The following is a 26,392-nucleotide window of genomic DNA, read 5'->3' as shown; positions in this document are numbered from 1 at the left end:
ACCGAATTGGGTATTATTCAATGAGCGAAAGCATCCATCACCCTGCGTTTACCTTTGTTCGATCTCAGCCGATTGCGGCGTTGAATCTCACGGTGGATGAATACCGTCACAATGCCACGGGCGCACGGCATTATCATATGGCGACCGATGATCCGCAGAATGTCTTTTTGGTGGGCTTGCGCACGGTGCCTGAAGATTCGACCGGGGTGGCGCATATTTTGGAGCACACCGTTTTGTGCGGCTCGGAGCGGTTCCCCGTGCGTGATCCGTTTTTCATGATGATCCGCCGTTCGCTCAATACCTTTATGAACGCGTTTACCGCCAGCGATTGGACAGCGTATCCGTTCGCTTCGGTCAATGTGAAAGATTTCTACAACCTGCTGGATGTGTATCTTGATGCGGTGTTTTTCTCACGCATCGATGAACGCGATTTCCGCCAGGAAGGCCACCGCGTTGAATTCACCACGCCCGAAGATCCATCCACACCGCTGACGTTCAAAGGCGTGGTGTTCAATGAAATGAAGGGCGCCATGAGCAACCCGTCGTCTGTGCTCTGGCAGACGTTGACGAGCGCATTGTTCCCAACAACGACCTATCACTACAACTCCGGCGGCGAACCCGTTGATATTCCTAACCTGACCTACGCGCAATTAAAAGCGTTTTACCAGCGGTTCTATCATCCATCGAACGCCGTATTCATGACCTACGGCAATTTGCCTGTGAGCGATCTGCAAACGCAGTTCGAAGAAAAGGCATTGAAGCGCTTTTCGCGCATCGATCCAAATTCGGCCGTGCCCATCGAACAGGCGTTAACGTCCCCGCGCTTGATCGAAGAAAATTATGCGCTCGATGAACCCGATACCGCCGAGAAAACCCATGTGGTTGTCGGCTGGTTGCTGGGTGAAAGTACCGATCTGGATGCGGCACTGGAAGCCCAACTGCTCGAAGGCGTATTGCTTGAAAACAGCGCTTCTCCGCTCTTGCGCGTGTTGGAAACCACTGATTTGGGCGGTTCGCCTTCGCCCATACTGGGGCTGGAAGACTCACAACGGCAGATGGTGTTCGTGGCCGGTGTCGAGGGTAGCGAGCCGGATCGCGCCGAGGCCGTGGAGAAACTGGTACTCGATACCTTGGCCGAGATCGCCGAAAAGGGCGTGCCTGCGGATATGATCGAGTCGGTGCTGCATCAGATAGAACTCTCGCAGCGCGAAGTGACGGGCGATGGCATGCCCTATGGCCTGCAACTGATCCTGCATGGTCTGCCTGCTGCGATTCACGATGGTGACCCGATTGCGGTGCTCGATTTGGAGCCTGCGCTGGCGCGGTTGCGTAAGAAAGCCGCCGATAACCAGTTCATCCCGAATCTGATCCGCACATTGCTGCTCGATAACGCCCACCGCGTGCGGGTTGTACTCAAGCCAGATACTGAGCTTTCTGCCGCCAAACAGGCCGCAGAGCTTGCCCGTCTGGCCGCTATGCAGTCTGCCATGACGGATGCCGAGAAACAGGCGGTTGTCGAACAAGCCAAGGCATTGGCCGAGCGGCAGGCCGAAGTCGATGACATCAGTATCCTGCCGACCGTGACGCGCGAGGATATCCCCGAACACATCGATTTGCCAACGCCAGAAAAGACCCTCCATCATCCGGCGACATCAACCTGGTTTAATCGCAGCACCAATGGCTTGGTTTACCTGCAAGCCGCGCTGGATTTGCCGCAACTGACCCACGATGAGCTCGATCTGTTGCCGATTTACAGCGGCGTATTGACCGAGCTGGGGGCAGGCGACCGTGATTATCTGCAAATGGCCGAGGCCGTTGCGGCGCGCACGGGCGGGTTTTCTGCCCGCTCATCGATCCGCCCGGATCTTAACAATGCACATAACTTGAGTTCGTTCTTCCTGCTCGGCGGCAAGGCATTGGTTCGCCATACCGATGAGCTTGTTGAGCTGTTCCATCAGCACCTCAACGCGGCACGCTTCGATGAAACCAGCCGTATTCGGGATCTGATCAGCCAGATACGTTTTCGCAGTGAACAAGGCATCGCCGGCGCGGGTCATGTTCATGCCATGAACCTAGCCTCCAGCGGGATGTCGGCTCGCGCCAAATTGACCCATGAATCGGGTGGTGTGGCCGGTGTTCGGCGCATCAAGGCGATGGATGACGCGCTCGATGAAACCAAGGCAATCAACGATGTAGCCGAGCGATTGGCGCGACTGCACGATAAGCTCAAGGGCGGGTTGCGGCAATACAATGTGATTGCCGAACAACGTCATTTCGATGCCATCCAACCGGTGTTGGAACGAGCCATGCAGCATGGCAATGCGGTTGAGCACTTCCACTTGTCCAAAGTGCATCAGCCGGTGCGTGAAGCCTGGATCGGCAACCTCGCGGTGAATTATTGCGCCAAGGCCCATGCCGCCGTGCCGCCAATGCATGAAGATGCCGCCGCGCTGGCGGTTCTAGGCGGCTTTTTGCGCAACGGTTATCTGCACCGCGCCATTCGTGAGCAAGGCGGTGCGTATGGCGGTGGCGCGGGTTACGATTCTGAATCGGCAAGTTTCCGCTTTTTCTCTTACCGCGATCCGCGCTTGACCGACACGCTTAACGATTTTGATCGAGCCATTGATTGGCTGCTGGATAATACACACGATGGCCGCACGGTCGATGAAGCGATTTTCGGTGTTATTTCCAGCATCGATAAGCCCGGTTCGCCCGCAGGCGAGGCGAAAAAAGCGTTCCTTGATGGCCTGCATGGTCGTACACTCGAGCAACAGCGCCTGATGCGCGCCCGGATACTGGATGTTACCGAAGCGGATCTCAAGCGCGTGGCCGAGACCTATCTCAACCCTCAAACGGCTTCTGTCGGCGTGCTTTCCGGCCCGACGAAAGAAGACGAGTTAAAAGGGCTTGGTCTGCATATTGAACGGATTTAAGGTGCCTTAGGAGCCTGTCGGACTTTAGGGGTAATCGGCTGCAAATCCATCTGTACGGCTCATATTTCACCGCTTTCTTGGGCAATAGAACCCACTATTACCCTGCAAAAGCGGCATAATCTGCCCCCGCCCAGCTTGATTTTCGCTACGATTCCTAAAGTCAGACAGTCTCCTAGATCGTGATTCAACAGACGGATCGGATCTGACCGCAAGCAGTATTTTATAACGTGAGCGGCTTGGGGTGGTTTTTGGCCGCTTGTCCTTATTCATTCGATTCGCCGATTCTGGCGTCGTTTAATGGAGAGTCGCATCATGTTCCCGTTTCGTTCCCTGTCCTCATCACGATCACTCTTCTGGCCTGCCTGCGGGGTGATTCTAGCCGTAACCTCGGGTGCGGTTTGGGCCGCGCCGCCGCCCGAGGCAGCCAGTTGCGCGGCCTGTCACGGCGCACAGGGTGAAGGTATGGCGGCGGCTCATTACCCACGTCTGGCCGGAATGCCGGCGCATTATCTGGCCGAACAGTTGCATTTATTCGCATCAGGGCAACGCCAAAACGCCATTATGATGGGCATGGCCAAACCCTTGAGCGCCGAGCAGATCAAAACGCTGGCTGATTATTATTCAAACTTGCCCGTTACCATGGCCGCGCCTGCGCAGACAGTCCCCGCCGATTTGAAACCGCGCGGTGAGCAACTGGCTATGTATGGTGATTGGAAAGCGGGGATTCCCGCCTGTTTTCGTTGTCACGGCCCGGGTGGCGTGGGCGTGGCGCCTTCGTTTCCGGCTTTGACCGGTCAAACGGCGGCTTATCTTACCCAGCAAATCAACGATTGGAAAAAAGACACGCGCAGCGGCGATGCCCAAGGGTTGATGCACACCATTGCCTTACGCATGAGCGATGCCGATACCAAGGCCGTCACGGCTTGGTTGGCGGCACAAAAGCCAGAGGCAGCTGTGATGGGCAAAACAGATCAGGCCGGAGGCGCGCAATGAGCAAGCATATTCAACCAATCAAGCCTGTGTTGACGTCGATAATGCTGGCATCGATGGCCTTGGTTCCCGTAGTGAGTTTCGCCGCTGGCGAGGCGGTGCCAAAATCCGCCCCTAATGCGGCAGTCATGACCGGATCACACTTCCAAGCGCCTGACCCTTCCACCATACCGAACGACGAATTCGGCAAGATGGTGCAGTTGGGCCGCAACATCATGTTCGAGACCAAAAAATACGCCCCACAATATGTAGGTAATTCGCTCAATTGTGTGAACTGTCATACCGATGGCGGCGCGATGGCCGGGTCCGCGCCATTATGGGGTGCTTGGGTGAGTTATCCGGCCTATCGCGGCAAGAACAAAAAAGTAAATACCTATGAAGATCGCCTGCAGGGGTGTTTCCGTTACAGCATGAACGGCAAAATGCCGCCGCTCGGCAGCGATGTGCTGGTGGCCTTATCGGCGTATTCGTATTGGCTGGCCAAGGGCTTGCCGACGGGTGACAACAAAATTGCCGGTCGCGGTTACCCAGATTTGCCCGAGCCCAAGCAAGCGCCGGATTTTGTTCGCGGTAAAACCGTGTATGAAGCCAATTGCGCGATTTGCCATGCTGCCAACGGTCAAGGTCGCGTGGTGAATGGCACCGTCGTGTTTCCGCCTTTGTGGGGCGCGCAGTCGTTTAACTGGGGGGCGGGCATGGGCAGCATCAAAAATGCCGCAAAATTCATTTTCGCCAATATGCCCTATGGTCAAAGCTACAGCCTGACCCCACAACAAGCCTGGGATGTGGCCTATTACATGGATGGGCACGAACGCCCGCAGGATCCGCGATGGCAAGGCAGCGTAGCGGCCACGCGTGCCAAGTATCACGACAGTAAAAACAGCCTCTATGGCACCAAGGTGAACGGCGTTCTGTTGGGTGATACCGGCGCACCGAAGCCTTTTGAGCCCTAAGCACTCATTAACTACGAGTGCAGCTTGCTGGGGGCGAGCATTTTGACCCGTCCGCTCAATCGCGAGCTAACATTTCCTGAGCGGTCGCCCTAGTCTGGGCGGTAATGTCGATGCCGCCGATCATCCGCGCGATTTCGTCGATACGCGCTGCGAGATCTAGTGGCACGATCTCGGTCACGGTGCCGCTTTCGAGGTGATGTTTCTGCACTTGAATCTGATGTTGTCCCTGCGCGGCTACCTGCGGGAGGTGGGTTACGCAAAACACCTGCCGCGTCTGGCCGAGGGCACGCAGATGACGCCCCACGATTTCGGCAATCGCACCGCCAATACCCGTGTCCACTTCATCGAAAATAAAGGTTTCCACCGGATCAAAGGCGGCGGTGAGTGTTTTGAACGCCAGGCTCACGCGCGCCAGTTCGCCACCCGAGGCTATCTGGTCGAGCGGTTGAGGCGGTTGTCCGCGATTGGCGCTGATCAGAAATACCACATCATCGATACCATGTTCGCCGCGTGCTGACGGGTCGGCCACCGGGGTGATCGGGATTTCGATTTGCCCATGCGGCATACCAAGTAGGCGAATAGCTTCTGTCACGGCGGCTGCCAGTTTCGCGGCGGCGGTTTTCCTTTTGCTGGAAATGTCGGCGGCAAGCTCATCAAAGGCAGCCATCTGCGCTTGGATTGCCGCTTCGAGCGCGGCGCTGTCTGCTTGCGCGTGATCGAGGCTTGTGGCTTCTTCACGCAATCCGGCGATCATGTCATCTAGTTGCTCCGGTGGAATGCGGTGCTTGCGCGCCAACTGATGCAATTGCTCAAGACGGGCCTGCACCCGTTCGAGTTGCTCTGGGTCGTCTTCGACCGAATCGAGCCGGTCACGCAGGGTGTCTGCGGTCTCGCTGATTTGTATCTGGGCGGTTTCCAGCGCGTCGATCAGCGGCGAGAGGGCGTCATCGAGCCCCACGATCCGCGCGAGGGCCTGTTGTGCGTGGCCGATCCGGTCGTGCACATTTTCGTCCCCATCAAAGAGCTGTTCCAGCTGCGCGGCGAGCACACTGCGCCACTCATCCTGGCGAGAAAGACGGCTCAATAACTGATGGCACTGGTTGAATTCATCCGGTTGCGGGTCGATCTGATCGATTTCTTCGAGCTGAAAGGTCAGTAGGGCGCGGCGGTCTTCGCGGCTTTGTTCGGCGTTTCGGATTTCTTCGAGCTTGTGCTCATTGTGGCGGAGTTCCCGTGAAAGCTGCGCCAGCTTCTGGGTTTGCCCTGTAAGCCCGGCAAAGCTATCTAAAAGTAATCGTTGGTAGCGCTTTTCAAGCAGTTTTTGGTTGTGGTGCTGGCCATGGACGTCAATCAACAGGCCGCCGAGCGTTTTGAGCGTCGCGGCGGGGCAGGGGCGGCCATTGATCCAGATTTTGCCGCGCCCTTCGCGATTTAAGCTGCGCCGGATGATGAGTTCATCGTCGAGCAGCTCTTGTTCTTCGAGGAATTCGGCCACGGGCGAGCCCGGTGTAACGTGAAATACCGCGATAACTTCCGCATCGTCATAGCCGGTTCGAATCAGTTGCGTGTTGGCCCGTTCGCCCTGAATGAGGCCGATGGCATCGATCAGGATGGATTTGCCCGCGCCGGTCTCGCCGGTGAGCGTGGTCATACCGGTCGCGAACTGAATCTCGATCTCGTCGATCAGGGCGATGTGGCGGATGGTCAGGGAAGTGAGCATGGGTAGACTTAGCCGGTTTGCTCCGCCCAGCACAGTTTCGTGCGCAACAGGGCGTAGTAGTCGTGGTTGCAGGGATGAATCAGGCGAATGTCGTGGTCGTGCCGACGAATGACCAGCGTATCACCGACATCGAGCGGGTGGTTGATCTGGCCATCGAAGCTCATCACGCCGCCGCCGCGTGATTGCGGCTTGGGTGTAATCTCGATGACGTGTTGCGCACTGACTACGATGGGGCGATAACTCAGGGTGTGCGGGCAAATCGAAACGATGCCGATGGCGGGCAGGTCTGGCGCAATCAGCGGGCCACCTGCGGAAAGTGCGTAGGCGGTCGAGCCGGTGGGCGTGCAAATCACGACGCCATCCGAGCGCTGATGGTTAAGCAGCACGCCGTTGATGAACATGTCGAATTCGACCATGCGTGCCGGATCGCGCATCTTGAAGGTGATGTCGTTGAGCGCGATGGCATGAAGCAGGCGAGTTTCGCCACGCATCAAGGTGCCTTCGAGCAAAAAGCGCCGATCTTCAACATAATGGCCGCGCAGCATGGCCTCCAGATAGAGCTTCAAATCACTGGGCAGTATGTCGACCAGAAAGCCCAGTCGCCCCAGGTTGACGCCCATCAACGGAATATTCCATTGACTGAGCGTGCGTGCCGCATTGAGCAGCGTGCCATCGCCGCCGAGTACGATGATCAGGTCGCAGTCCGGTTGATCACGGTCGAAACGCGTCACCGGTAGCTGATGCACCGGGTTGTCGCAGGATTGTTCCAGCGCCCAGTCGATACCCATCTGATCGAGCAGTTTGATCAGTTTCTGGAAAACACGTTTGATCGGTTGGTCGGCATAGGGTTTGGTGATGATGCCAATACGCCGGAATACCGGTACGTCCGAAACATCGGAAGTTGGCTCATCGGATTTCGTCTGCACGGATTTCGCGCGGACTTTTGAATGCTCAGTCACAAGTAAAACCTTTTGGGTATTTGTACCAGAGAAGAATATACCGTGCTTTTGTCATTGATGTTTTCTTCTCACGCCTTGAAAAATTTTGATGCCACCCCAGAATTACCAAGTATTCGCGTCGGCGACGACATTTAATGGCTTCATCTGATTTTGAGGATCACCGTATGACGGAACAATCCAAGCAACCCCACGACGAAAACATGACCCAGGATTTGAACCAGGATTCGAACCAGGACATGAACAAAGAAGAGCAAGCGGAACAGTCCGTTACCGCAAATGAAACCCTGGATCCTCGGGTTCTGGCTGAGCAGCTGGCAGAGCGTGACCAGGAAATTCTGCGTTTACATGCCGAGATGGAAAACCTGCGCAAGCGCGTGGAGCGCGATATCGAGAATGCCCGGAAATTCGCGCTGGAGCGATTTGTGGATGGTTTGCTGCCGGTCATCGATTCTCTGGAAATGGGTATTCAGGCCAGTGAAAACGAAAATACTTCTCTGGAAAAAATTCGGGAAGGTAGCGAGATGACACTCAACCTGTTCCTACAGACAATGGAGAAATTCGGTGTCCATCCGGTTCATCCGGTCGGCGAGCGCTTCAACCCGGATCATCATCAGGCAATTTCCGTGCAGCCGCATGAAGGCCCTGCCGATCACGTGATCAGCGTGATGCAGAAAGGCTACCTGTTGCGTGATCGTCTGGTACGTCCCGCCTTGGTGGTTGTATCCAAAAATCAGTAAAGGCCCTTGAAAACAGAGCAAGTGACCGCAAATCAGATTTCGTAACGCGCCAAGCAACGATCCGGGCGCAATGACGAATCTGAACGAACACATTCAAACCGGCCCCAAGCGGGCTCATGAGGGAGAACATAATGGGTAAGATTATTGGTATCGATTTAGGCACGACGAACTCTTGCGTAGCCATCATGGAAGGCAAGTCCGCCAAGGTGATCGAGAACGCAGAGGGCGCACGCACCACCCCATCCATCGTGGCTTATGCCAACGACGGTGAAATTATTGTGGGTCAACCGGCCAAACGTCAGGCGGTGACCAATCCGAAAAACACGCTGTTTGCCGTCAAGCGTTTGATCGGCCGTCGTTTCGATGAAGACGCCGTGCAAAAAGACATCAAACTGATGCCGTACGAAATCGTTAAAGCCGACAATGGTGACGCATGGGTCTCCGTGAACGGCAGGAAAATGGCACCGCCGGAAATATCTGCGCGCGTGCTGATGAAGATCAAAAAAGACGTTGAAGCCTATCTGGGCGAGGAAGTAACCGAAGCGGTCATCACCGTTCCTGCCTACTTCAACGACAGCCAGCGCCAAGCCACGAAGGATGCCGGACGTATTGCCGGTCTGGACGTGAAGCGGATCATCAACGAGCCGACCGCTGCTGCACTGGCCTATGGGATCGACAAGGCGGACAACAAAGACCGCAAAATTGCCGTGTATGACTTGGGTGGCGGTACGTTTGACGTGTCCATCATCGAGGTGGCCAACATCGACGGCGAGAAGCAGTTTGAGGTGCTTTCCACCAACGGCGACACGTTCCTTGGCGGTGAAGACTTCGACAACCGTTTGATCGACTTCCTGGTTGAAGAATTCAAGAAAGAGCAAGGTGTGAACCTAGCTAACGACGCGCTTGCCATGCAGCGTCTGAAAGAAGGTGCCGAGAAAGCCAAGATCGAACTTTCTTCAACCGAACAGACCGACGTGAATCTGCCGTACATCACGGCCGATGCCAGCGGTCCGAAGCACATGAACATCCGGTTGACCCGCGCCAAGCTCGAATCGCTGGTCGACGATCTGATCACCCGCACCATCGAGCCGTGCAAAATGGCGATCAAGGATGCCGGCGTATCGCTCAGCGATATCGATGAAGTGATTCTGGTCGGCGGCCAGACGCGCATGCCTAAGGTTCGTGAAGCGGTGAAGAGCTTCTTCGGTAAGGAGCCACGTAAGGATGTCAACCCGGATGAAGCAGTTGCCGTGGGCGCAGCCATTCAGGGTGGCGTATTGTCTGGTAATGTCAGTGACGTATTGCTGCTTGACGTTACTCCGTTGTCGCTGGGTATCGAAACCATGGGCGGCGTGATGACCAAGCTCATCGAGAAGAACACGACCATCCCGACCAAGGCGAGCCAAGTGTTTTCCACCGCGGACGACAACCAGACTGCGGTCACCGTGCATGTGCTTCAGGGCGAGCGCGAAATTGCTTCTGGCAACAAATCGTTGGGTCGTTTCGACCTGTCTGATATCCCGGCTGCGCCACGCGGCATGCCGCAGATCGAAGTGACCTTCGATATCGATGCCAACGGTATCTTGAACGTGTCTGCGAAGGACAAGGGCACCGGTAAAGAGCAGAAGATTGTTATTAAGGCAAACTCTGGTCTTTCGGATGATGAGGTTCAGCGCATGGTCGATGACGCTGCCGCCCACGCGGAAGACGACAAGAAGCTGCGTGAACTGGTTGATGTGCGCAACCAGGGCGATGGTTTGATTCATACGGTTGAGAAAACCATGAAGGAAACCGAAGGCCTGACCGATGCGGACAAGCAGCCTGCAACCGATGCCATTGCCGCTTTGCGCGAGGCGATGAAAGGCGACAACAAAGCCGACATCGAAGCGAAAATCGAAGCATTGACTCAGGTTTCCGCGGCACTGATGCAGAAAGCTTCGGCCCAACCGCAGCAAGCCGGTGCAGAAAACGCGTCAGCTAAAGACGATGACGTCGTCGACGCCGAATTCGAAGAAGTCAAAGACGACAAAAAATAAGCCGATCACGAAGCCGTTCTTCATTGGAGCGCGGCTTTGTTACAGGCATTCAGTTTCTGATACGGCATGGTTGCGCGGTTTGCCCCACGCACTCTTGCCGTTTTAACTTTTGAGCAGATTATGGCGAAGCGTTGTTATTACGAAATTCTTGAAGTGGAACGAACCGTATCGGGCGATGAGCTGAAAAAGGCCTATCGCCGGCTGGCAATGAAATTCCACCCGGATCGCAATCCCGATGACCCTTCTGCCGAAGAGAAATTCAAGGAAGCGAAGGAAGCATTCGAAACCTTATCCGATCCGCAAAAGCGTGCCGCCTATGATCAGTTCGGCCATGCTGGTGTCAATCCGGGTATGGGGGGCGGTGGTGGCTTTGGCGGCGGTGCAGGGTTTGCGGATATCTTCGGTGAAGTGTTCGGCGATATTTTCGGTGGCAGCGGCGGGCGTTCACGCGCCTATCGCGGTGCCGATATGCAGTACCACCTCAAGATTTCTCTGGAGGAGGCTGTTCGCGGCACGACGGTAGAAATCCAGATTCCAAGCACGGAACCGTGTGATGTCTGCCGTGGCACGGGCGCGAAGCCCGGTACGGGCAAAAAGACCTGCGGGACCTGTCATGGTGCCGGTGCGGTGCGTGTCCAGCAGGGGTTCTTCTCGATCCAGCAAACCTGTCCGACCTGTGGCGGTGCAGGTGAGGTAATCGAGCATCCCTGCGATGCCTGTCATGGCGCGGGCCGGGTCGAAACGCAAAAGACCCTGTCGATCAAGATTCCTGCCGGTGTCGATACCGGTGATCGTTTGCGGCACAGTGGTGAAGGCGGCCCCGGTGAACAGGGTGGTCCAGCAGGCGATCTGTATGTTTTGATCGAAGTCAAACCACACCCGATCTTTCAGCGTCAGGATGCCGACCTGCTCTGTGAGATGCCGATCAGTTTCGTGACAGCCGCCTTGGGTGGAGAGATTGAAGTGCCGACACTCGACGGCCGCATTGCGCTCAAAATCCCGACCGAAACGCAGACGGGCAAGGTGTTCCGCCTGCGCGGAAAAGGGGTTCAACCCGTGCGCGGCGGTTCAAAGGGTGACCTGCTCGTGACCGTCCACGTCGAAACACCGGTCAAACTTACCAACGAACAGAAGGAACTTCTGCAGGCATTCGAGCGTTCACTGATCGGTGAACAGGGTGGGGAAATTCCTGCTCAGCATCGGCCACGTGAGCGTTCGTGGATGGATTCGGTAAAACGTTTTTTTGACGATTTGCGTGGCGAGTAGGTTGCAGGATAACTTGTCGGTGTATGGCAGGTGTTCAACAGGAGGCAGGTAATGACAAGCAAGATAAGAAACGGGTTGATATTCGGTTTGATGATCAGCAGCTGTTTGTTCGTGCCCTTGGCTCAGGCGGCTCAAGGGTTGTATTCGATGAAGGCGCTTCTGGATGCGCCCGTGTACGCCGAGGGTCATGCCAAATCCATCGGCGAAGTCGATAACGTGATTGTCGATGAACAGATGAAAATCACGGGGATTGTGATCGATGTGGATGACACCGCATCTTCGATGGACGGCAAAAAACTCTTCGTACAAACGGGATTATTTCGGTTGAAAACCGTGCGTGACACGCAGCTTGACGATGTGCGCTACAGCGTGCATTTAAATGCATCGGTAGCGGGTATTACAGACTATCCCGTAGTGGATAACAGTTGGTGGCAAACCGCAAAACAGACGGCTGCGGCGGTATGGGAAAAAACCAAATCCACCGCCAAAAGTGCCTGGGATGCGACCAAGGATGCCACACGAAATGTTCTCGATACGATTCGTGAAAAAACCCAGTAAGCCAATTACGTTTTTATTGTGATGACAGAGGGTTTGGTTTTAACCGTTTTTCTCAAAAAAACAGGGATTTGAGCCATATCCAAGCTGGGGTGATTGCCGGATAAATTTGACTTCCGGCAAGAACCTTTTTATATTCCGCATCCCGCATTCAACGATAAAAGAAAAACGGGCCCCAGTTGGGGCTTTTTTTATTTTGTAACATTTAGAGATCAATCCGCAGTGCAGAAAATCCCGGAATCCATTGAAGCCCTATTGCAACCTGTTGTTGAAGCAGCCGGGTGTGCCTGGGTGGGCGGTGAGTTCCGCGGTGGCCCGGATGGTTTGTTACGGGTTTACATTGATACCGAAGCGGGTGTGACGCTGGATGATTGCACGAAAGTCAGCGACGCCCTGAGTGGTGTGCTGGATGTCGAAGATCCCTTCCCGGGCTTCTACCGGCTTGAGGTGTCCTCGCCGGGTGTTGAGCGCCCGATGTTTCGCGCCAGCGATTTCGCCCTGTTTATCGGCCAGAAGGTGCATGTGCGCCTTCACCGGCCACTGGCTCAGCGCCGTCGTTTCGAAGGTATTGTCTCGGCTGTGGATGGTGAGCAGATCAGCCTATCCATCGAGGGTGATCAGGATGTGTTCACCTTTCCGTTCTCGGAAGTTGAGCGCGCCAATCTGGTTTTTGAATTCGGCGGTCAAAAAAATGACCGTCAAGCACGTCGCTCTGCGAAGTAACTCAAGGGAATATCCACCATTATGAGCAAAGAGATTCTTTTTGTAGCCGATGCGGTTTCAAACGAAAAAGGGGTTGACCGCGAAGTCATTTTCGAGGCGATCGAAGCCGCGCTTGCCCAAGCTGCCCGCAAACGTCATGGCGGCGACATCGATACACGAGTGCAAATCGACCATGAAACGGGTGATTACCGCACATTCCGTCGCTGGCAGGTTGTCGAGGGCGATTCTTCTGAGTTCCCAGAGCGTGAAATGATTCTCGAAGCGGCGCAGATGGACGATCCTGATATCAAAGTGGGTGAGTTCGTCGAGGAAGAAATTGAGTCCGTCGAATTCGGCCGCATCGCGGCTCAAGCCGCCAAGCAAGTCATCGTGCAGAAAGTGCGCGAGGCAGAGCGGCGCCAGATCGTCGACGCCTACATCGATCGCAAGGGCAGCCTGATCATGGGGCTGATCAAGCGAATTGATCGCGGGAATGTGATCTTGGATTTGGGCGGTAACGTCGAAGCGCTGATCCCACGGGATGAAATGATCGGCCGTGAAGCGGTGCGTCCAGGCGACCGTCTGCGTGGCTATTTGGCGGATGTTCGTCATGAGCCGCGTGGCCCGCAGCTGTTCGTCAGCCGCACTGCACCCCAGTTCCTGATCGAACTGTTCAAGCTGGAAGTGCCGGAAATCGAACAGGGCTTGATTGAAATCAAGGGTGCCGCGCGTGACCCCGGCTTGCGTGCCAAAATCGCCGTTGAATCCCGTGATAGCCGGATCGATCCGGTCGGTACCTGTGTCGGTATGCGCGGCTCGCGTGTTCAGTCGGTTACCAATGAACTCAACGGCGAACGCGTGGACATCATCATCTGGGATAGCAACCCGGCTCAGTTTGTCATCAATGCCATGTCACCGGCAGAAGTCGTGTCGATTGTGGTCGATGAAGATCGACACAGCATGGACGTTGCCGTTACAGAAGAAAAACTCTCCCAGGCGATTGGTCGCGGTGGACAGAACGTGCGACTGGCTAGCCAGTTGACCGGATGGCACCTGAATGTGATGGGCGAGGAAGAAGCGGTTGCGAAAGTAGAAACCGAAACCCGTCGCGCTACTGAAGCATTCATGCGTGATCTTGACGTCGATGAAGATGTGGCCGCCGTGCTGGTCGAGGCAGGTTTTTCCTCTCTGGAAGAAATTGCTTACGTGCCGACCGCCGAACTGCTGGATGTTGAAGGTTTCGATGAGGGTATCGTTGAAGAACTTCGCAACCGCGCTCGCGACGCACTCTTGGTTCAAGCTATTTCAGACGACGCTGGTGAATCGACGGAAGAACTCGATATCGCCCAGCTGGAAGGCATGACACCTGAACTGCTCACCATATTGAATGCGGCTGGTGTGCACACATCAGATGATCTGGCAGAGCTGTCGGTTGACGAGATGACCGCCTTTGACGGCGTCGATGAGGCATTGGCACAACAGTTGATCATGGCGGCGCGTGCGCCGTGGTTCGCCTAACATCTCAGCCGTGAGATTAGGCAAATAGTTTGCGCTGTACCGACTTTGTCATCGGTAGCGAATAGGCTCTATCCCAGTCGCGTACGCGCAGTTGGTATTGAATTTTGATTAAGAGACGACCACAGGAGACCACATGTCCGAGGTCACGGTTAAAGATTTAGCGAAAACAGTTGGTTCCACCCCTGAGCGCCTGCTTGTGCAGTTGGCCGAGGCTGGTGTAAAAGCCAGTTCGGCGGACTCCCTGATTGGCGATGGCGATAAAATGAAGCTCTTGGCTTATTTGCGCCAACACTCTGCCAAGGATGCCGGTGAAGCCAAACCTAATCGCATCACCCTGCAACGCAAGAAGCAGGAAGAAATCAAGGTCGGCGGAGGAGCCGCCCGCGGCAAAACAGTTGCAGTCGAGTATCGCAGCCGCAAAACCTATGTTGCCCGTGAGGCAGCCCCTGTTCAGGCGGTTGAAGAAAAACCACTGGTGGTCGAGCCCGTTGTAGCGAAGGCGCCAGAGCCTGCGGTTGTCCCTGCCGTTGAAAATACGTCCGTAGTAATCAAGGCAGAAGCGTCAGTAACCCAGGAATCAGGGTCTGATGTGGTTCGAGATGAGCAAGCTGTTGCTGAAAGCCCAGCCGTTGAGACGGCATCGGTGAAAAATGAAGAAACAACTTCAACTGCCGCAGCGCCTTCGGCCGCTGAGCCGTTCGATACCATTCTCGACGAATCGGCTGATGAGAAATCGACCTCCGATGTTTTACCTCAAGCTATTGATGAGTTGACGGGGCGCCCCAAATCCCGGTTGCGCATTATCGCCATGCCTACGGCCGAATCCGAAGGGGCGACAGCCAATGCGCGTCCGGCACCGGGGAAATCCGCCGCCGAAGACGAGTCAGCACGTAAGAAAGGCTCCAAACATAGTGGCAAAGGGCGTCATGAACGCGAAGTCAAAACCGGTCGCTCAGAGCTCCATCTGGGTGCGGGCGCAGAAGAGCGTCGCGCCAAGCGTGGACGCAAATCTTCTGCCCGATCCGGTGTTGCCAGCAAGCAGACGAGTAACTTTGAAAAGCCAGTCGCGCCTGTCATTCGTGATGTAACGATTCCGGAAACAATTTCCGTATCCGATTTGGCGCAGAAAATGTCGATCAAAGGCGTGGACGTTGTTAAAACACTCTTCAGCATGGGCGTGATGGCGACGATCAATCAGATGATCGATCAAGATACGGCCGTTTTGGTTGTTGAAGAAATGGGCCACACGCCGATTCCTGTCTCCGATTCCACGCTGGAAGCCGAGCTGGATCAAGCGATCGAACAAGGCGTGGCCCTGCCACGACCACCGGTTGTTACCGTTATGGGCCACGTCGATCATGGTAAAACCTCATTGCTGGATTACATCCGTCGGGCGAAAGTCACGGCCGGTGAGGCCGGTGGTATTACCCAGCATGTGGGTGCCTACCATGTTGAAACCAATCGCGGCGTGATTACGTTCCTCGATACCCCCGGCCACGAAGCCTTTACCGCCATGCGCGCCCGTGGTGCCAGTGTTACCGATCTGGTGATTCTGGTCGTCGCTGCCGATGATGGCGTGATGCCGCAAACCAAGGAAGCCGTTCAGCACGCACGCGCTGCTGGCGTGCCGATTGTGGTTGCGATCAACAAGATCGATAAACCCAATGTCGACCTTGAGCGGGTTCGTAGTGAACTGTCCCAGCTGGAAGTTATTTCGGAAGAGTGGGGCGGAGACACACAATTCGTTCCGGTATCGGCTAAAACCGGCGTGGGGATCGACCAGTTGCTGGATGCGGTTCTGGTGCAATCGGAAGTGCTGGAACTCAAAGCCCCGGTAGAAGGCCATGCCAAGGGTACCGTGGTTGAATCTTCACTTGAAAAAGGACGCGGTCCCGTTGCGACGGTCCTGGTTCGTAGTGGAACGCTCAACAAGGGCGATGTCGTGCTCGTTGGTTCGGAATATGGCCGTGTTCGCGCCATGCTCGACGAAAACGGCGCGCCCATCGAGTCCGCTGGCCCCTCGATTCCAGTGGTCATCATCGGTCTATCGGGTACACCGCAGGCGGGTGATGATCTCGTGGTGGTCGAAGATGAACGCAAGGCGCGTGAAATTGCCCTGTTCCGTGCAGGCAAATACCGCGATAGCCGTTTGGCGACTCAGCAGTCTACGAAGCTTGAAAATCTGTTCGATCAGATGAAGGAAGGCGAGGTGGCTACCCTGAACGTTCTGGTTAAGGCAGACGTACAGGGTTCTGCGGAAGCGATTCGCGACAGCTTGAACAAGTTGTCTACCGATGAAGTTAAGGTCAATGTGTTGATGAGCAGTGTTGGCGGTATCACCGAGTCGGATGTAAATCTGGCGACGACTTCCAATGCGATTCTGATCGGCTTCAACGTCCGCGCCGAGGCATCTGCACGCAAGCTTGCACAGGCTCAGAGCGTCGAAATTCGTTACTACAGCATCATTTACGAAATGATCGATGATGTCCGCCACGCCATGAGCGGTTTGCTGGGTACGGAAACGCAGGAGAAGATCGTCGGCCTCGCCGAAGTGCGCGACGTCTTCCGTTCGCCGAAGTTTGGCGCCATCGCGGGTTGTATGGTTACCGAAGGGGTTATCCGTCGCGGCAACCCGATTCGCGTGCTGCGAGACCACGTGGTGATTTACGAGGGTGAGCTCGAGTCGCTTCGTCGCTTCAAAGACGACGCACAGGAAGTGCGTGCAGGCTTTGATTGCGGTATCGGTGTCAAGAACTACAACGATGTTCGCGCCGGCGACATGATCGAAGTGTTTGAGCGTGTCGAAGTTCAGCGAACCTTGTCATAAATAGTCACTTTTAGCCTGTCGCACAAAAGCGGCAGGTTTTTATTCAGAACAACAGGGCAGGCCAGATGCCACAAGGTTTTAGTCGTCATCAGCGCGTGGCGGAGCAGATCCGTCGCGAGATTGCTGATCTTTTGCGTGAAGAAATCCGTCAGGCTGGCATCAGTTTGCTGACGGTTACCGATTGCGAGGTTACTCGTGATCTCGGTTACGCCAAGATTTTCTATAGCGTACTGAACAGTTCTGAACGCGAACGCGCGCAAGCATGGCTGGATTCGGCCGCTGGGTTTTTGCGAACTGAACTGGCCCATCGGATGCGTTTGCGTAGTGTCCCGCGTTTGACTTTCCAGTTTGATGCGTCCATCGAGCGCGGTATGCAGATGGATGCATTGATATCTGCCGTGCGCAAGCAAGATGACGAACATGTTCAGACAGACGATGCCGATGACTCGCCTTCCGGAGACCAAGCGGATAGGAAGACATCATGAGTCGCCGCCGTCGTGGTCGTGAAATCAATGGCATTTTGCTGTTGGATAAACCCATCGGGTTGAGCTCCAACCAGGCATTGCAGCGCGTCAAGCATTTGTTCCAGGCTGCCAAGGCCGGGCATACCGGTAGTTTGGACCCCGAAGCCACCGGCATGCTGCCCTTGTGTTTTGGTCACGCGACCCGTGTTTCTGGCTTGCTGCTGGATGCCGATAAAACCTATCGTGTGACCGGCCGTCTCGGTCTGCGTACCGAAACGGGTGATATGGAAGGCGCTGTGATTGAAGAGCGCCCCGTGCCTGAATTGACGGCTGAACAGATTGAAACCTATCTCGCGCCCTTTCGTGGCTTGGTCGACCAAGTACCACCCATGTATTCGGCGCTGAAGGTTAATGGAAAGCGGTTGTATGAGCTGGCGCGAGCAGGTGAGGTGGTCGAGCGCAAGGCGCGTTCGATCAATTTCTATCGTATCGAGTTGCTGAATTTCGATGGTCAGGATTTTGATCTTCTGGTTCATTCCAGCAAGGGCGCTTACATCCGCACCTTGATTGAAGATATTGGTGAAGCGGTTGGTTGTGGTGCGGTTGTTGCCAAGTTACGCCGAATCGGTGTCGGCCCTTGGCTGACCGAGTGGCCAGAGGCCGCGGGCGATGTTCCGGCCAAATCCGCAACAATGTGGACACTCGATGAATTAATCAAACTCAACGAATCCGATGCGGAAATGGCGATAAAACATGCTATTCTGCCGACCGATTCGGCGTTGGAGCGATATCCGGTGGTTCAACTGGATGCGGACAGCGCCTTTCATATTCGTCACGGTCATCCGGTGTTTGTGCCCAAAGCGCCACAAACCGGGTGGTTTTGTATTTACGGACCCGACGACCTCTTCCTGGGAATGGGGGAAGTTCTGGATGACGGACGAGTGGCGCCGCGACGTTTGTTTGCGGCGCTATAACGGCGAGGCTGGTCTAGGCCATTCTCGCCACGCATCGGTAAAGGGCGCGGATTCGCTCTTGCCTGATGTTATTTTTAATCAACCTTTCCCAGGTGAAACAGGAGCAATCTCATGTCATTAACTACAGAACAGAAATCACAGGTTGTCGCAGACTACAGCCGCGGCACAAACGATACCGGTTCTCCGGAAGTACAGGTCGCTCTGCTGACCACCCGTATCGTGCACCTGACCGAGCACTTTGCCGAGCACAAGAAAGATCACCATTCCCGTCGCGGTTTGCTCAAGCTGGTCAACCAGCGTCGCAAACTGCTGGACTACCTGAAATCAAAAGATTTGGGTCGTTACCAGGAACTGATCAGCCGTTTGGGTCTGCGCAAGTAATCGGCTGGCAGCCTGTCGGACTTTAGGGAAATCGGCTGCAAATCCATCTGGACGGTGCATATTTCACCGCTTTTTTGGGCAATAGAACCTGCTATTACCCTGCAAAATCGGCAAAATCTGCCCTCGCCCAGCTTGATTTTCGCTGCGATTCCTAAAGTCAGACAGGCTGCCAGGGCGACGATATTGCGTCGTTCCGACAGTGATTTTTCATCCCGGACTTGTGCCGGGATTGTTTTATGTGGGTGCCGACGGCATCCATTTTCGATTTTGAAATAAGAAAAGGGGATGCCCGTGGCCGTTTTTACCGAACAATTTGATTATGGACGTCATTCTGTCACCTTGACCACGGGAGAAATTGCCCGCCAGGCTTCTGGTGCCGTGATGGTGCAGATGGGCGATACGGTGGTACTGGTGACTGTTGTTGTCGAGAGCGCACCGGAGCCCGGGCAGGACTTTCTGCCGCTGACCGTCGAATATCAGGAAAAGTTTTACGCGGCTGGTCGCATTCCCGGTGGTTTCTTCAAGCGGGAAGGGCGGTCGACCGAAGCGGAAACCCTGATTGCCCGATTGATCGATCGTCCGTTACGTCCCCTGTTTCCCAAGGGATTTTATAATCAGGTTCAGGTGATTGCCCAGGTGCTATCACTCGATCCCGAAGTGCCCGGCGACATTCCCGCCATGCTCGGTGCTTCAGCAGCGCTGGCCTTGTCGGGTCTGCCTTTTGATGCACATTTGGGTGCAGCACGCGTCGGTTATATCAATGAGGCGTTTGTGTTGAATCCAGCACAGACCGAAATGGCCGATTCTCGGCTTGAACTGGTGGTGGCGGGTACCGAAGAAGCCGTGCTCATGGTCGAATCAGAAGCAGATCGCTTGCCGGAAGCCACGATGCTAGATGCAGTCATGTTCGGTCATGAGGCGGCGCAGTCGGCGATTGCGGCGATTCGTCGTCTCGCTGCCAATGCGGCACGTCCTGCCATGGCCTGGGCGCCTCCGGTTGAGCATCCGGATCTGGAAGCCAAAATCCGTACGGCATTTGGTGATTCGATTGCCGAGACGTATCAAATCGCCGAAAAACAGCAACGCTACCTGCGCTTGAATGAATTGCGTGAAGAAGCCATTGCCCAGTTTGCGGATGATGTTGCTGTGCCGGCCAAGTTGGTTTCATCCCTGATCGAGTCATTGGAATCATCGGTTGTGCGCGGTCGCGTTCTGGATGGCGCGGCGCGCATCGATGGTCGCGATACCAAAACCATCCGCCCGATTACCGTACGAACCGGTGTGCTGCCCCGCGTTCACGGTTCGGCGCTTTTTACCCGCGGTGAAACGCAGGCTTTGGTTGTGACGACGCTCGGGTCGGCACGCGATGCGCAATTGATCGATGCGGTGGTGGGTGAGTACAAGGAGTCATTTATCTTCCATTACAACTTCCCGCCCTACAGCGTGGGTGAGACCGGCCGGTTTGGTGCGCCCAAACGACGCGAAATCGGTCACGGCAATTTGGCTCGTCGCGGGGTCAAGGCCGTTATACCAAACCCGGAAAATTCTCCGTACACACTGCGCGTGGTGTCGGAAATCACCGAGTCCAATGGCTCAAGCTCTATGGCCAGCGTGTGTGGCGCATCCTTGTCGATGATGGATGCCGGTGTGGAAATCGCGGCGCCGGTAGCCGGCATCGCGATGGGCCTGATCAAGGAAGGCAATCGCTTTGTTGTGCTTTCCGACATCCTTGGAGATGAAGATCATCTTGGCGATATGGATTTCAAGGTTGCCGGTACCGCCGATGGGGTTACTGCCCTGCAAATGGACATCAAGATCAACGGAATTACCCGTGAGATCATGAGTCAGGCGCTTGATCAGGCCAAGGGTGGGCGGCTGCACATTCTGGGTATCATGAACGCGGCACTTGCCGCGCCGCGCAAGAGCGTTGCCCCGAACGCCCCCCAATTCATCAAGTTCAAGATCAACCCGGACAAGATCCGGGAGGTGATTGGCAAGGGTGGAGCGACGATTCAGGGCATTACCCGCGATACCCATACACAGATCGATATTTCAGACGATGGCCAGATCACGATTACGGCGACATCCGCCGAGCAGGGCGAGGAAGCGCGTCGACGCGTCGAGCAAATCACGGTCGAGGCCGAAGTTGGCAAGATTTATGAGGGCAAAGTGGTGCGAATCACCGATTTCGGCGCTTTTGTGAATATCCTGCCGGGTAAGGATGGTCTGCTGCATATCTCGCAAATCAGTGATGAGCGCGTCGAACGTGTGACCGACAAGCTTCAGGAGGGTGATAATGTTCGCGTACTTTTGCTTGAGTTGGATAAGCAAGGTCGTATGCGCCTGACCATGAGGGGGCTGGATGCTCCGCAGACGGAATAAATTTTTTGGTGAACTTCGGGTATCTTGCTTGCCAGTGCGCTAAACGTTTTTTGCCAGAGAATACTCTGGTTTGTCACTATCTATAGCTGGCATGAGATGGCATTTTTCGCTTTAATGAGCAGGCCGTTTTTGGTGTAAGCGATTCGAAGAGGCTATTTGCCTGACATGTAAGGGAACACTGATGACATCCACGCCTATGCTGATTCAACATATACGTTTAGCCCGCCAGCCGATTGTAGACCGGGAATTGAATACCATCGGGTACGAACTGCTCTACCGTGCACAGGACGCAGACCAAACTGCTCGTATCAGTAATTCCAACCAGGCCACCGCTTCGGTGGTGATCAACGCATTAACGGAAATTGGTTTGGATGTGCTGGTGGGTACCCAGCAGGCATTCATCAATGTACCGCTTAAGTTGCTGTTCAACGATGTCCTCAAAGGTATCGTGGCGCGACAAATGGTGCTGGAAATCTTGGAAACGGTCGAGTGCAATGAATCGACCGCCGAAGCGATGGCCACGCTAAAACAACTCGGTTTTCGTATAGCGCTGGATGATTTCCCGGTGGGTAACATCGGCCAGCCTTGTGTCAAGAATGCGCACTACGTCAAGCTGGATGTGCTCTCTGACGGCGTTGATAAAATTGCACAGGTGGTCAAGCATGCGCACGATGCCGGTTTGAAGGTAATCGCCGAAAAGGTTGAAGAATGGAGCGATTACGAGACACTGAAAGCCGCCGGTGTTGATTATTTTCAAGGGCATTTCTTTTCACGGCCAGAAATGATCGTTCGTCAGACCATCCGGGCAAACAAGGCCCATCTGCTGAGCATGTTGATTCTGCTTCAAGATGAGAATGTCACTCTGGACGCGATCTCTGAGAAAATAAATACCGATTTGGGGCTGACCTATCGCTTGCTGCGGTTGGTCAACTCGGCGGCCATCGGCATGCGCCGCAAGGTTGAATCTGTGCCTGACGCTGTTCGCATGTTGGGCATCAATACCATTCGAAGCATGGTTTACCTTTCGGCGTTGACGGGCGTGGCAGGGAAACCGTCGGCTTTGATTACGACCGCAATGGTTCGGGCCCGATTTGCAGAATTACTCAGCAAGAAAACTGGATTGGGTAACCCGTCGTCTGCGTTCATGGTGGGATTGTTCTCGACTTTAGATGCGTTCTACGATCAGCCTATCGAGCAGATAGTTGGTGAATTGCCGTTGTCTGACAGTATTGCAGAGGCTCTGGTGAGTCGAAAAGGTGTGCTCGGCGAGATACTCGAATATCTCGTATTCTACGAGCGTGGCATCTGGCTTGATGGGGATGAAATCACTAATAAGCTCAATGCCTGCGCGCCAGAACTTTATGTCGAAGCCGTCAACTGGGCTGAAAAAATCAGCTAATTCCAGAAGTTACTCGCTGAAAGTCGAGAAGCTGAAAGCCGGGCCTTCACTTTTTTCATGGTTAAGGCATGGCTTTGTGCAGATGTGGCTTAGAAGCGTCCGCAATCCGGGTTGATATATTGCAGCATCTGCAAGTGCTGCTGGTTCATGCGGCGCGTAATCTCTCGGATGCTGTATACGATGGCCCGCATCACCTTGTATACGATGATAGGGTTATTTATCAACATCGCTTCAAGACGCGCCCGTTCGATCGTTAGCACAACGGCATCACCCACCGCGCGCAGTGTCGCGCTGTGCGGCGCGCCATCGAGAAATCCAGACTCGCCCGCCAGTTCACCCTGGCCCAGCAAATGCAGCGTATCGCTGAATCCCCGACCCGTATCCCGGCTCACGGCAAAGCGCCCAGACATAATGATGAACAACGTGTCGTTGCTGGAACCTTCTGCAAAGAGCAACTGACCATTCGGGATCGTCTGTTGCTCGCAAATAGAGGCCAGCGTCTGGCATTGTTCGGCCGTCAGTTCACGGCCGATAATGGTGTCTTGCAGGTTTCTGCCTTCGATGGTCATTCTGGGGTTCCGAGCGGTAAAAATTTGATTATACCCATCTGAGGACGGGGTTTTTTGATTGTGCGTTATTTCCGAGTTATGAATCAAGACCACAAATTCAAAGGACACCTTGAAACATCCCATGAAAGGGGTTTTTCACGGTGCCCTAAAGTGAAGTTAATCCGTGCTTGCCAATTCACCAAAGCAAAGACGATTTTTGTCGCTCGGTAACACGGATAACACTTTAGCGTGGTATCCGTGCGAGCTTTTACCGGTTTGTCGGTAAAGGGTCGTGTCATCACCCGGCGTGGATGGGCTTAGGGCTTGGCTGCGGGCGCGGCTTCTTCCGATGGCTTGGAAGCCTCAGCCGGTGCTGTTTGCAGAGTGGCGGGAACAGCCATGATGTTGATTTTAGCCTTTGTGCGTAATTTTTTGATCAGATCTTCAATAGCCGCACGACGGTATTGGGTTTCAAGTTGTGGTTTGAGTTCCGCAAAAGTCGGTGGTTGTGCCAAGCGCGTGTCTTCCAGTTTGATGACATGCCAACCGAATTGTGATTTGACCGGCTGCTGGGTGATCTCGCCTTTCTTGAGCTTTTCGACGGCTGCCGAAAATTCGGGCACCATTTGATCGGCATCAAACCAACCGAGTTCTCCGCCCTGTTTTGCTGAGCCCGGATCTTGAGATTTTTCCTTGGCCAGTTGATCGAACGGCGTCCCGCTGTCGAGCTGCTTGATGATCGCGTCTGCTTCTTCCTTGGTTTTGACGAGGATGTGCGCTGCTTTGTATTGCGTTGTTTTTGGATAACCTTTGACGAATTGATTGTATTCAGGTTGAAGTTCGGCATCTGTTACCTTCATTTTGCTGAGGTAATCAGACAGGTAATCGTTCGCTAATTGGTTGTCGACAGCGTTTTGTATCTGCGCCTTGGTTTTGATCTGCTTATCCAGTCCTTCCTGACGCGCGGCACTGGCCAACAGACGCAACTCGATCATGCGTTGGATCAAGTCTTGTTCAGGTATGTTTTTGGATTTTGGCAATGAGCTTTGAATAACCTTCAGGTTTTCTTCATACAAGGGCTGGCCATTGATGGTGGCGATGATCTTGCCACTGGTTACCTTGGCCGAAGTATCCGCTGTGTTCATGGCGGGGTGCGAAGCGGCTTCATTGCCCAAAGGGGTTTTGGCCGCGCTGGTTGCGTTATCGGAGTTGCCTTGGCATCCGGCCAATCCGGCAAAAGCGAGTAGGGCGATACCGGTTATGGCAAACGGTTTCATCCAGGTTGATTTTTGCATGGTGTGTTTTCCTTGTGCGTGAAGATAAGCGTTATTTGGCCACTTGTGTCGTGGTCGGTGCGGCAGAAAAAGTTTGTAGATACGGATAAACCCGGATTTCAGCGTAGATGCCATTCAATACATAGGGGTCAGTGTCTGCCCATGCACGGGCGCTGGCTTCATCCGGGAAATCGGCAATAATCAGGCTGCCGCTGAAGCCGGAAATGTTCGGGTCTGCCTCAACCTTGTTTGGCAGTGGACCGGCCGTCACCAATCGGCCTTCGTTATGAAGCGCTTCGATTCGTTTGCGATGATCGGCCCGATGGGCCAGTCGACCCGTCAGACTATCGGGGTGATCGATGGCGTGAATGATAAAATGCATCACAATATCCTTGCTTTATAGCGCGTTGTTGAGGTTCGCGGTTTAGCGAATCTGATCCGTATCGTTGGCATTGTCAGCCACCACTTCCTCGGTGTTTTCTGCGTAACGGGCGAGGTATATGCCCTGCAGAATCATGAATACGAAGGTCATGCCCATCAAACCAAAAAGCTTGAAGTTGACCCAGGCATCCTGCGAAAAGTTGTATGCCACGTAAATGTTCGCTATGCCCGAGATGATGAAGAACATAACCCAGGCCCAGTTTACCCGTCGCCAGATTGGGTTTGGCACGGCCAGTACGTGTTCCATCATGCGCTGCACCAATGGTTTGCTGCCCATGAAGGCGCTGCCTGCAAAGGCGAGTGCAAAGAGCCAGTTCAGGATGGTGGGTTTCCACATGATGAAGAGCGGATCATGCAAAATCAGTGTCATGCCGCCGAACAGCAGAATCAAACCTGCAGAGATCCAGTGCATGTTTTCGACTTTCTTCTTGATAAACCAGCTATAGCTGATCTGTATCGTAGCGGCAATCATGGCGACACCCGTAGCCACATAAATACCGCCCAGTTTGTAGGCGACAAAAAACAGAAGGATCGGAAAGAAATCGTATAAAAACTTCATGGGTTGATTCGGAGTACACTGAGATAAGGGATTATTCGAAATCCAAGACGGCCATCTTAATCAGATTTGCCGCAAAATTCTTGCCGGTTAGGTGTTTTTCCTGCCGCTTGGTTCCCTAATATATGTCAACATCAGATTCAAAAGATTATGAGTACCCTTCTTGAAGTCCACCCCGAGTCGCCGCAGCCCCGATTGGTGACTCAGATCGCCGAAGCTTTATCCGATGGTTCGGTCATCGTTTTGCCAACCGATTCCGGTTATACCCTTGCCTGTCGGCTGGAGGATAAGACGGCCTTGGCTAAAATTGCGCAGATTCGCCGCGACAATGAACCGCATCACATGACGCTGTTGTGCCGAGATCTGTCTGAAATCAGTACCTACGCCAAGCTTGACAATCAGCATTACCGCTTTCTTAAAACACACACGCCGGGGCCATATACATTCATCCTCGAAGCGACGAGCGAAGTGCCTCGACGTTTACTGCACGCCAAGAAACGTTCGATCGGTTTGCGCGTACCGCAAAACACGGTGTTGCGCTCGGTGCTTGAAGAATTGGCAGCCCCCATTCTCAGCGCGTCATTGGTTTTGCCTGATCATAATGAACCGCTGGAAGACCCGGAATGGTTTCCAAGAGCAGTCGAGCGTCAGGTTGATATGATTGTCAGTACGGGGTTTCACGCACAGAATCCGTCGACGGTGATCGACATGACGGGCGACGAATTCGTGCTCGTGCGGGAAGGCTTGGGCGGCATCCCGCCAGAACTTGAGGATTGA

Annotated in this window: 22 protein-coding genes; 16 read left to right on the top strand and 6 right to left on the bottom strand. The window is 54.5% G+C overall.

The window, feature by feature from the left end:
* Positions 1-20 precede the first annotated feature (20 nt).
* The 3 genes from HNEAP_RS07405 to HNEAP_RS07395 all read left to right on the top strand — a co-directional run bounded on the left by HNEAP_RS07405 (position 21) and on the right by HNEAP_RS07395 (position 4,876).
* A complete protein-coding gene (locus HNEAP_RS07405; RefSeq protein ID WP_012824344.1) occupies positions 21-2,933 on the top strand; it encodes an insulinase family protein in 2,913 nt (970 codons plus the stop codon).
* Between the two features lie 312 nt (positions 2,934-3,245).
* Positions 3,246-3,926 (top strand): c-type cytochrome, encoded by a 681-nt coding sequence (locus HNEAP_RS07400; protein ID WP_012824343.1) that lies wholly within the window; start codon positions 3,246-3,248, stop codon positions 3,924-3,926.
* Complete coding sequence (locus HNEAP_RS07395) at positions 3,923-4,876, top strand: c-type cytochrome (RefSeq protein ID WP_012824342.1); 954 nt, start codon at positions 3,923-3,925, stop codon at positions 4,874-4,876. Before HNEAP_RS07400 ends, HNEAP_RS07395 begins: the two co-directional genes overlap by 4 nt.
* A 55-nt stretch (positions 4,877-4,931) precedes the next feature.
* On the opposite strand, the gene recN is transcribed toward HNEAP_RS07395, so the two are convergent.
* Positions 4,932-6,596, bottom strand: coding sequence for a DNA repair protein RecN (recN, locus tag HNEAP_RS07390; protein ID WP_012824341.1), 1,665 nt, complete (start codon positions 6,594-6,596; stop codon positions 4,932-4,934).
* A gap of 8 nt (positions 6,597-6,604) precedes the next feature.
* Complete coding sequence (locus HNEAP_RS07385; RefSeq protein WP_012824340.1) at positions 6,605-7,555, bottom strand: NAD(+)/NADH kinase; 951 nt, start codon at positions 7,553-7,555, stop codon at positions 6,605-6,607.
* Between the two features lie 164 nt (positions 7,556-7,719).
* Between HNEAP_RS07385 and grpE the strand changes: the two genes are divergently transcribed.
* From grpE to HNEAP_RS07325, 12 genes are all read left to right on the top strand, one after another.
* Complete coding sequence (gene grpE, locus HNEAP_RS07380) at positions 7,720-8,292, top strand: nucleotide exchange factor GrpE (RefSeq protein WP_012824339.1); 573 nt, start codon at positions 7,720-7,722, stop codon at positions 8,290-8,292.
* 131 nt (positions 8,293-8,423) lie between these two features.
* The gene (gene dnaK, locus HNEAP_RS07375) at positions 8,424-10,328 is read left to right on the top strand and encodes a molecular chaperone DnaK (protein ID WP_012824338.1); all 1,905 of its coding nucleotides are present in this window, start codon (positions 8,424-8,426) and stop codon (positions 10,326-10,328) included.
* 120 nt (positions 10,329-10,448) lie between these two features.
* Positions 10,449-11,594: a molecular chaperone DnaJ gene (gene dnaJ / locus HNEAP_RS07370; RefSeq protein WP_012824337.1), complete on the top strand. Its 1,146-nt coding sequence runs from the start codon at positions 10,449-10,451 to the stop codon at positions 11,592-11,594.
* A gap of 51 nt (positions 11,595-11,645) precedes the next feature.
* Positions 11,646-12,152, top strand: coding sequence for a PRC-barrel domain-containing protein (locus HNEAP_RS07365; RefSeq protein WP_012824336.1), 507 nt, complete (start codon positions 11,646-11,648; stop codon positions 12,150-12,152).
* 219 nt (positions 12,153-12,371) lie between these two features.
* Positions 12,372-12,872, top strand: a complete 501-nt coding sequence (gene rimP / locus HNEAP_RS07360; RefSeq protein ID WP_012824335.1) for a ribosome maturation factor RimP — start codon at positions 12,372-12,374, stop codon at positions 12,870-12,872.
* Between the two features lie 21 nt (positions 12,873-12,893).
* The gene (gene nusA, locus HNEAP_RS07355) at positions 12,894-14,369 is read left to right on the top strand and encodes a transcription termination factor NusA (RefSeq protein ID WP_012824334.1); all 1,476 of its coding nucleotides are present in this window, start codon (positions 12,894-12,896) and stop codon (positions 14,367-14,369) included.
* Between the two features lie 133 nt (positions 14,370-14,502).
* Complete coding sequence (gene infB, locus HNEAP_RS07350; protein ID WP_012824333.1) at positions 14,503-17,196, top strand: translation initiation factor IF-2; 2,694 nt, start codon at positions 14,503-14,505, stop codon at positions 17,194-17,196.
* 65 nt (positions 17,197-17,261) lie between these two features.
* Positions 17,262-17,681, top strand: a complete 420-nt coding sequence (gene rbfA / locus HNEAP_RS07345) for a 30S ribosome-binding factor RbfA (protein WP_012824332.1) — start codon at positions 17,262-17,264, stop codon at positions 17,679-17,681.
* Positions 17,678-18,634, top strand: a complete 957-nt coding sequence (gene truB, locus HNEAP_RS07340; protein ID WP_012824331.1) for a tRNA pseudouridine(55) synthase TruB — start codon at positions 17,678-17,680, stop codon at positions 18,632-18,634. Before rbfA ends, truB begins: the two co-directional genes overlap by 4 nt.
* A gap of 111 nt (positions 18,635-18,745) precedes the next feature.
* Positions 18,746-19,015: a 30S ribosomal protein S15 gene (rpsO, locus tag HNEAP_RS07335; protein ID WP_012824330.1), complete on the top strand. Its 270-nt coding sequence runs from the start codon at positions 18,746-18,748 to the stop codon at positions 19,013-19,015.
* Positions 19,016-19,306: 291 nt separating this feature from the next.
* Entirely contained in the window at positions 19,307-21,397 is a 2,091-nt protein-coding gene (gene pnp / locus HNEAP_RS07330; RefSeq protein WP_243726317.1) for a polyribonucleotide nucleotidyltransferase, read from the top strand.
* Between the two features lie 181 nt (positions 21,398-21,578).
* Positions 21,579-22,796 (top strand): EAL and HDOD domain-containing protein, encoded by a 1,218-nt coding sequence (locus HNEAP_RS07325; RefSeq protein ID WP_012824328.1) that lies wholly within the window; start codon positions 21,579-21,581, stop codon positions 22,794-22,796.
* A gap of 89 nt (positions 22,797-22,885) precedes the next feature.
* Here the strand turns inward: HNEAP_RS07325 and HNEAP_RS07320 are convergent, their stop codons facing one another.
* The 4 genes from HNEAP_RS07320 to HNEAP_RS07305 all read right to left on the bottom strand — a co-directional run bounded on the left by HNEAP_RS07320 (position 22,886) and on the right by HNEAP_RS07305 (position 25,618).
* On the bottom strand, positions 22,886-23,365 hold the full coding sequence (locus tag HNEAP_RS07320; RefSeq protein ID WP_012824327.1) for a Crp/Fnr family transcriptional regulator: 480 nt from the start codon (positions 23,363-23,365) through the stop codon (positions 22,886-22,888).
* Between the two features lie 296 nt (positions 23,366-23,661).
* Positions 23,662-24,639: a peptidylprolyl isomerase gene (locus HNEAP_RS07315; protein WP_012824326.1), complete on the bottom strand. Its 978-nt coding sequence runs from the start codon at positions 24,637-24,639 to the stop codon at positions 23,662-23,664.
* A 31-nt stretch (positions 24,640-24,670) separates the two neighbouring features.
* A complete protein-coding gene (locus HNEAP_RS07310; protein WP_012824325.1) occupies positions 24,671-25,000 on the bottom strand; it encodes a YciI family protein in 330 nt (109 codons plus the stop codon).
* A 42-nt stretch (positions 25,001-25,042) separates the two neighbouring features.
* Positions 25,043-25,618, bottom strand: a complete 576-nt coding sequence (locus HNEAP_RS07305) for a septation protein A (RefSeq protein WP_012824324.1) — start codon at positions 25,616-25,618, stop codon at positions 25,043-25,045.
* 147 nt (positions 25,619-25,765) lie between these two features.
* On the opposite strand from HNEAP_RS07305, the gene HNEAP_RS07300 reads away from it, so the two are divergent.
* A complete protein-coding gene (locus tag HNEAP_RS07300; protein WP_012824323.1) occupies positions 25,766-26,392 on the top strand; it encodes an L-threonylcarbamoyladenylate synthase in 627 nt (208 codons plus the stop codon).

It is taken from the genome of Halothiobacillus neapolitanus c2 (assembly GCF_000024765.1).
Lineage (GTDB): Bacteria > Pseudomonadota > Gammaproteobacteria > Halothiobacillales > Halothiobacillaceae > Halothiobacillus > Halothiobacillus neapolitanus.
This window is presented reverse-complemented; position numbering and strand designations above follow the sequence as displayed.

Bases quoted from the DNA above. Each gene is read 5' to 3' on its own strand.
- HNEAP_RS07400 (WP_012824343.1), top strand. From the start codon at position 3,246: ATGTTCCCGTTTCGTTCCCTGTCCTCATCACGATCACTCTTCTGGCCT.
- dnaJ (WP_012824337.1), top strand. From the start codon at position 10,449: ATGGCGAAGCGTTGTTATTACGAAATTCTTGAAGTGGAACGAACCGTA.
- dnaK (WP_012824338.1), top strand. From the start codon at position 8,424: ATGGGTAAGATTATTGGTATCGATTTAGGCACGACGAACTCTTGCGTA.
- infB (WP_012824333.1), top strand. From the start codon at position 14,503: ATGTCCGAGGTCACGGTTAAAGATTTAGCGAAAACAGTTGGTTCCACC.
- HNEAP_RS07315 (WP_012824326.1), bottom strand. From the start codon at position 24,639: ATGCAAAAATCAACCTGGATGAAACCGTTTGCCATAACCGGTATCGCC.
- HNEAP_RS07310 (WP_012824325.1), bottom strand. From the start codon at position 25,000: ATGCATTTTATCATTCACGCCATCGATCACCCCGATAGTCTGACGGGT.
- HNEAP_RS07395 (WP_012824342.1), top strand. From the start codon at position 3,923: ATGAGCAAGCATATTCAACCAATCAAGCCTGTGTTGACGTCGATAATG.
- grpE (WP_012824339.1), top strand. From the start codon at position 7,720: ATGACGGAACAATCCAAGCAACCCCACGACGAAAACATGACCCAGGAT.
- HNEAP_RS07365 (WP_012824336.1), top strand. From the start codon at position 11,646: ATGACAAGCAAGATAAGAAACGGGTTGATATTCGGTTTGATGATCAGC.
- HNEAP_RS07300 (WP_012824323.1), top strand. From the start codon at position 25,766: ATGAGTACCCTTCTTGAAGTCCACCCCGAGTCGCCGCAGCCCCGATTG.
- HNEAP_RS07305 (WP_012824324.1), bottom strand. From the start codon at position 25,618: ATGAAGTTTTTATACGATTTCTTTCCGATCCTTCTGTTTTTTGTCGCC.
- rpsO (WP_012824330.1), top strand. From the start codon at position 18,746: ATGTCATTAACTACAGAACAGAAATCACAGGTTGTCGCAGACTACAGC.
- HNEAP_RS07325 (WP_012824328.1), top strand. From the start codon at position 21,579: ATGACATCCACGCCTATGCTGATTCAACATATACGTTTAGCCCGCCAG.
- truB (WP_012824331.1), top strand. From the start codon at position 17,678: ATGAGTCGCCGCCGTCGTGGTCGTGAAATCAATGGCATTTTGCTGTTG.
- rbfA (WP_012824332.1), top strand. From the start codon at position 17,262: ATGCCACAAGGTTTTAGTCGTCATCAGCGCGTGGCGGAGCAGATCCGT.
- HNEAP_RS07320 (WP_012824327.1), bottom strand. From the start codon at position 23,365: ATGACCATCGAAGGCAGAAACCTGCAAGACACCATTATCGGCCGTGAA.
- recN (WP_012824341.1), bottom strand. From the start codon at position 6,596: ATGCTCACTTCCCTGACCATCCGCCACATCGCCCTGATCGACGAGATC.
- nusA (WP_012824334.1), top strand. From the start codon at position 12,894: ATGAGCAAAGAGATTCTTTTTGTAGCCGATGCGGTTTCAAACGAAAAA.
- HNEAP_RS07405 (WP_012824344.1), top strand. From the start codon at position 21: ATGAGCGAAAGCATCCATCACCCTGCGTTTACCTTTGTTCGATCTCAG.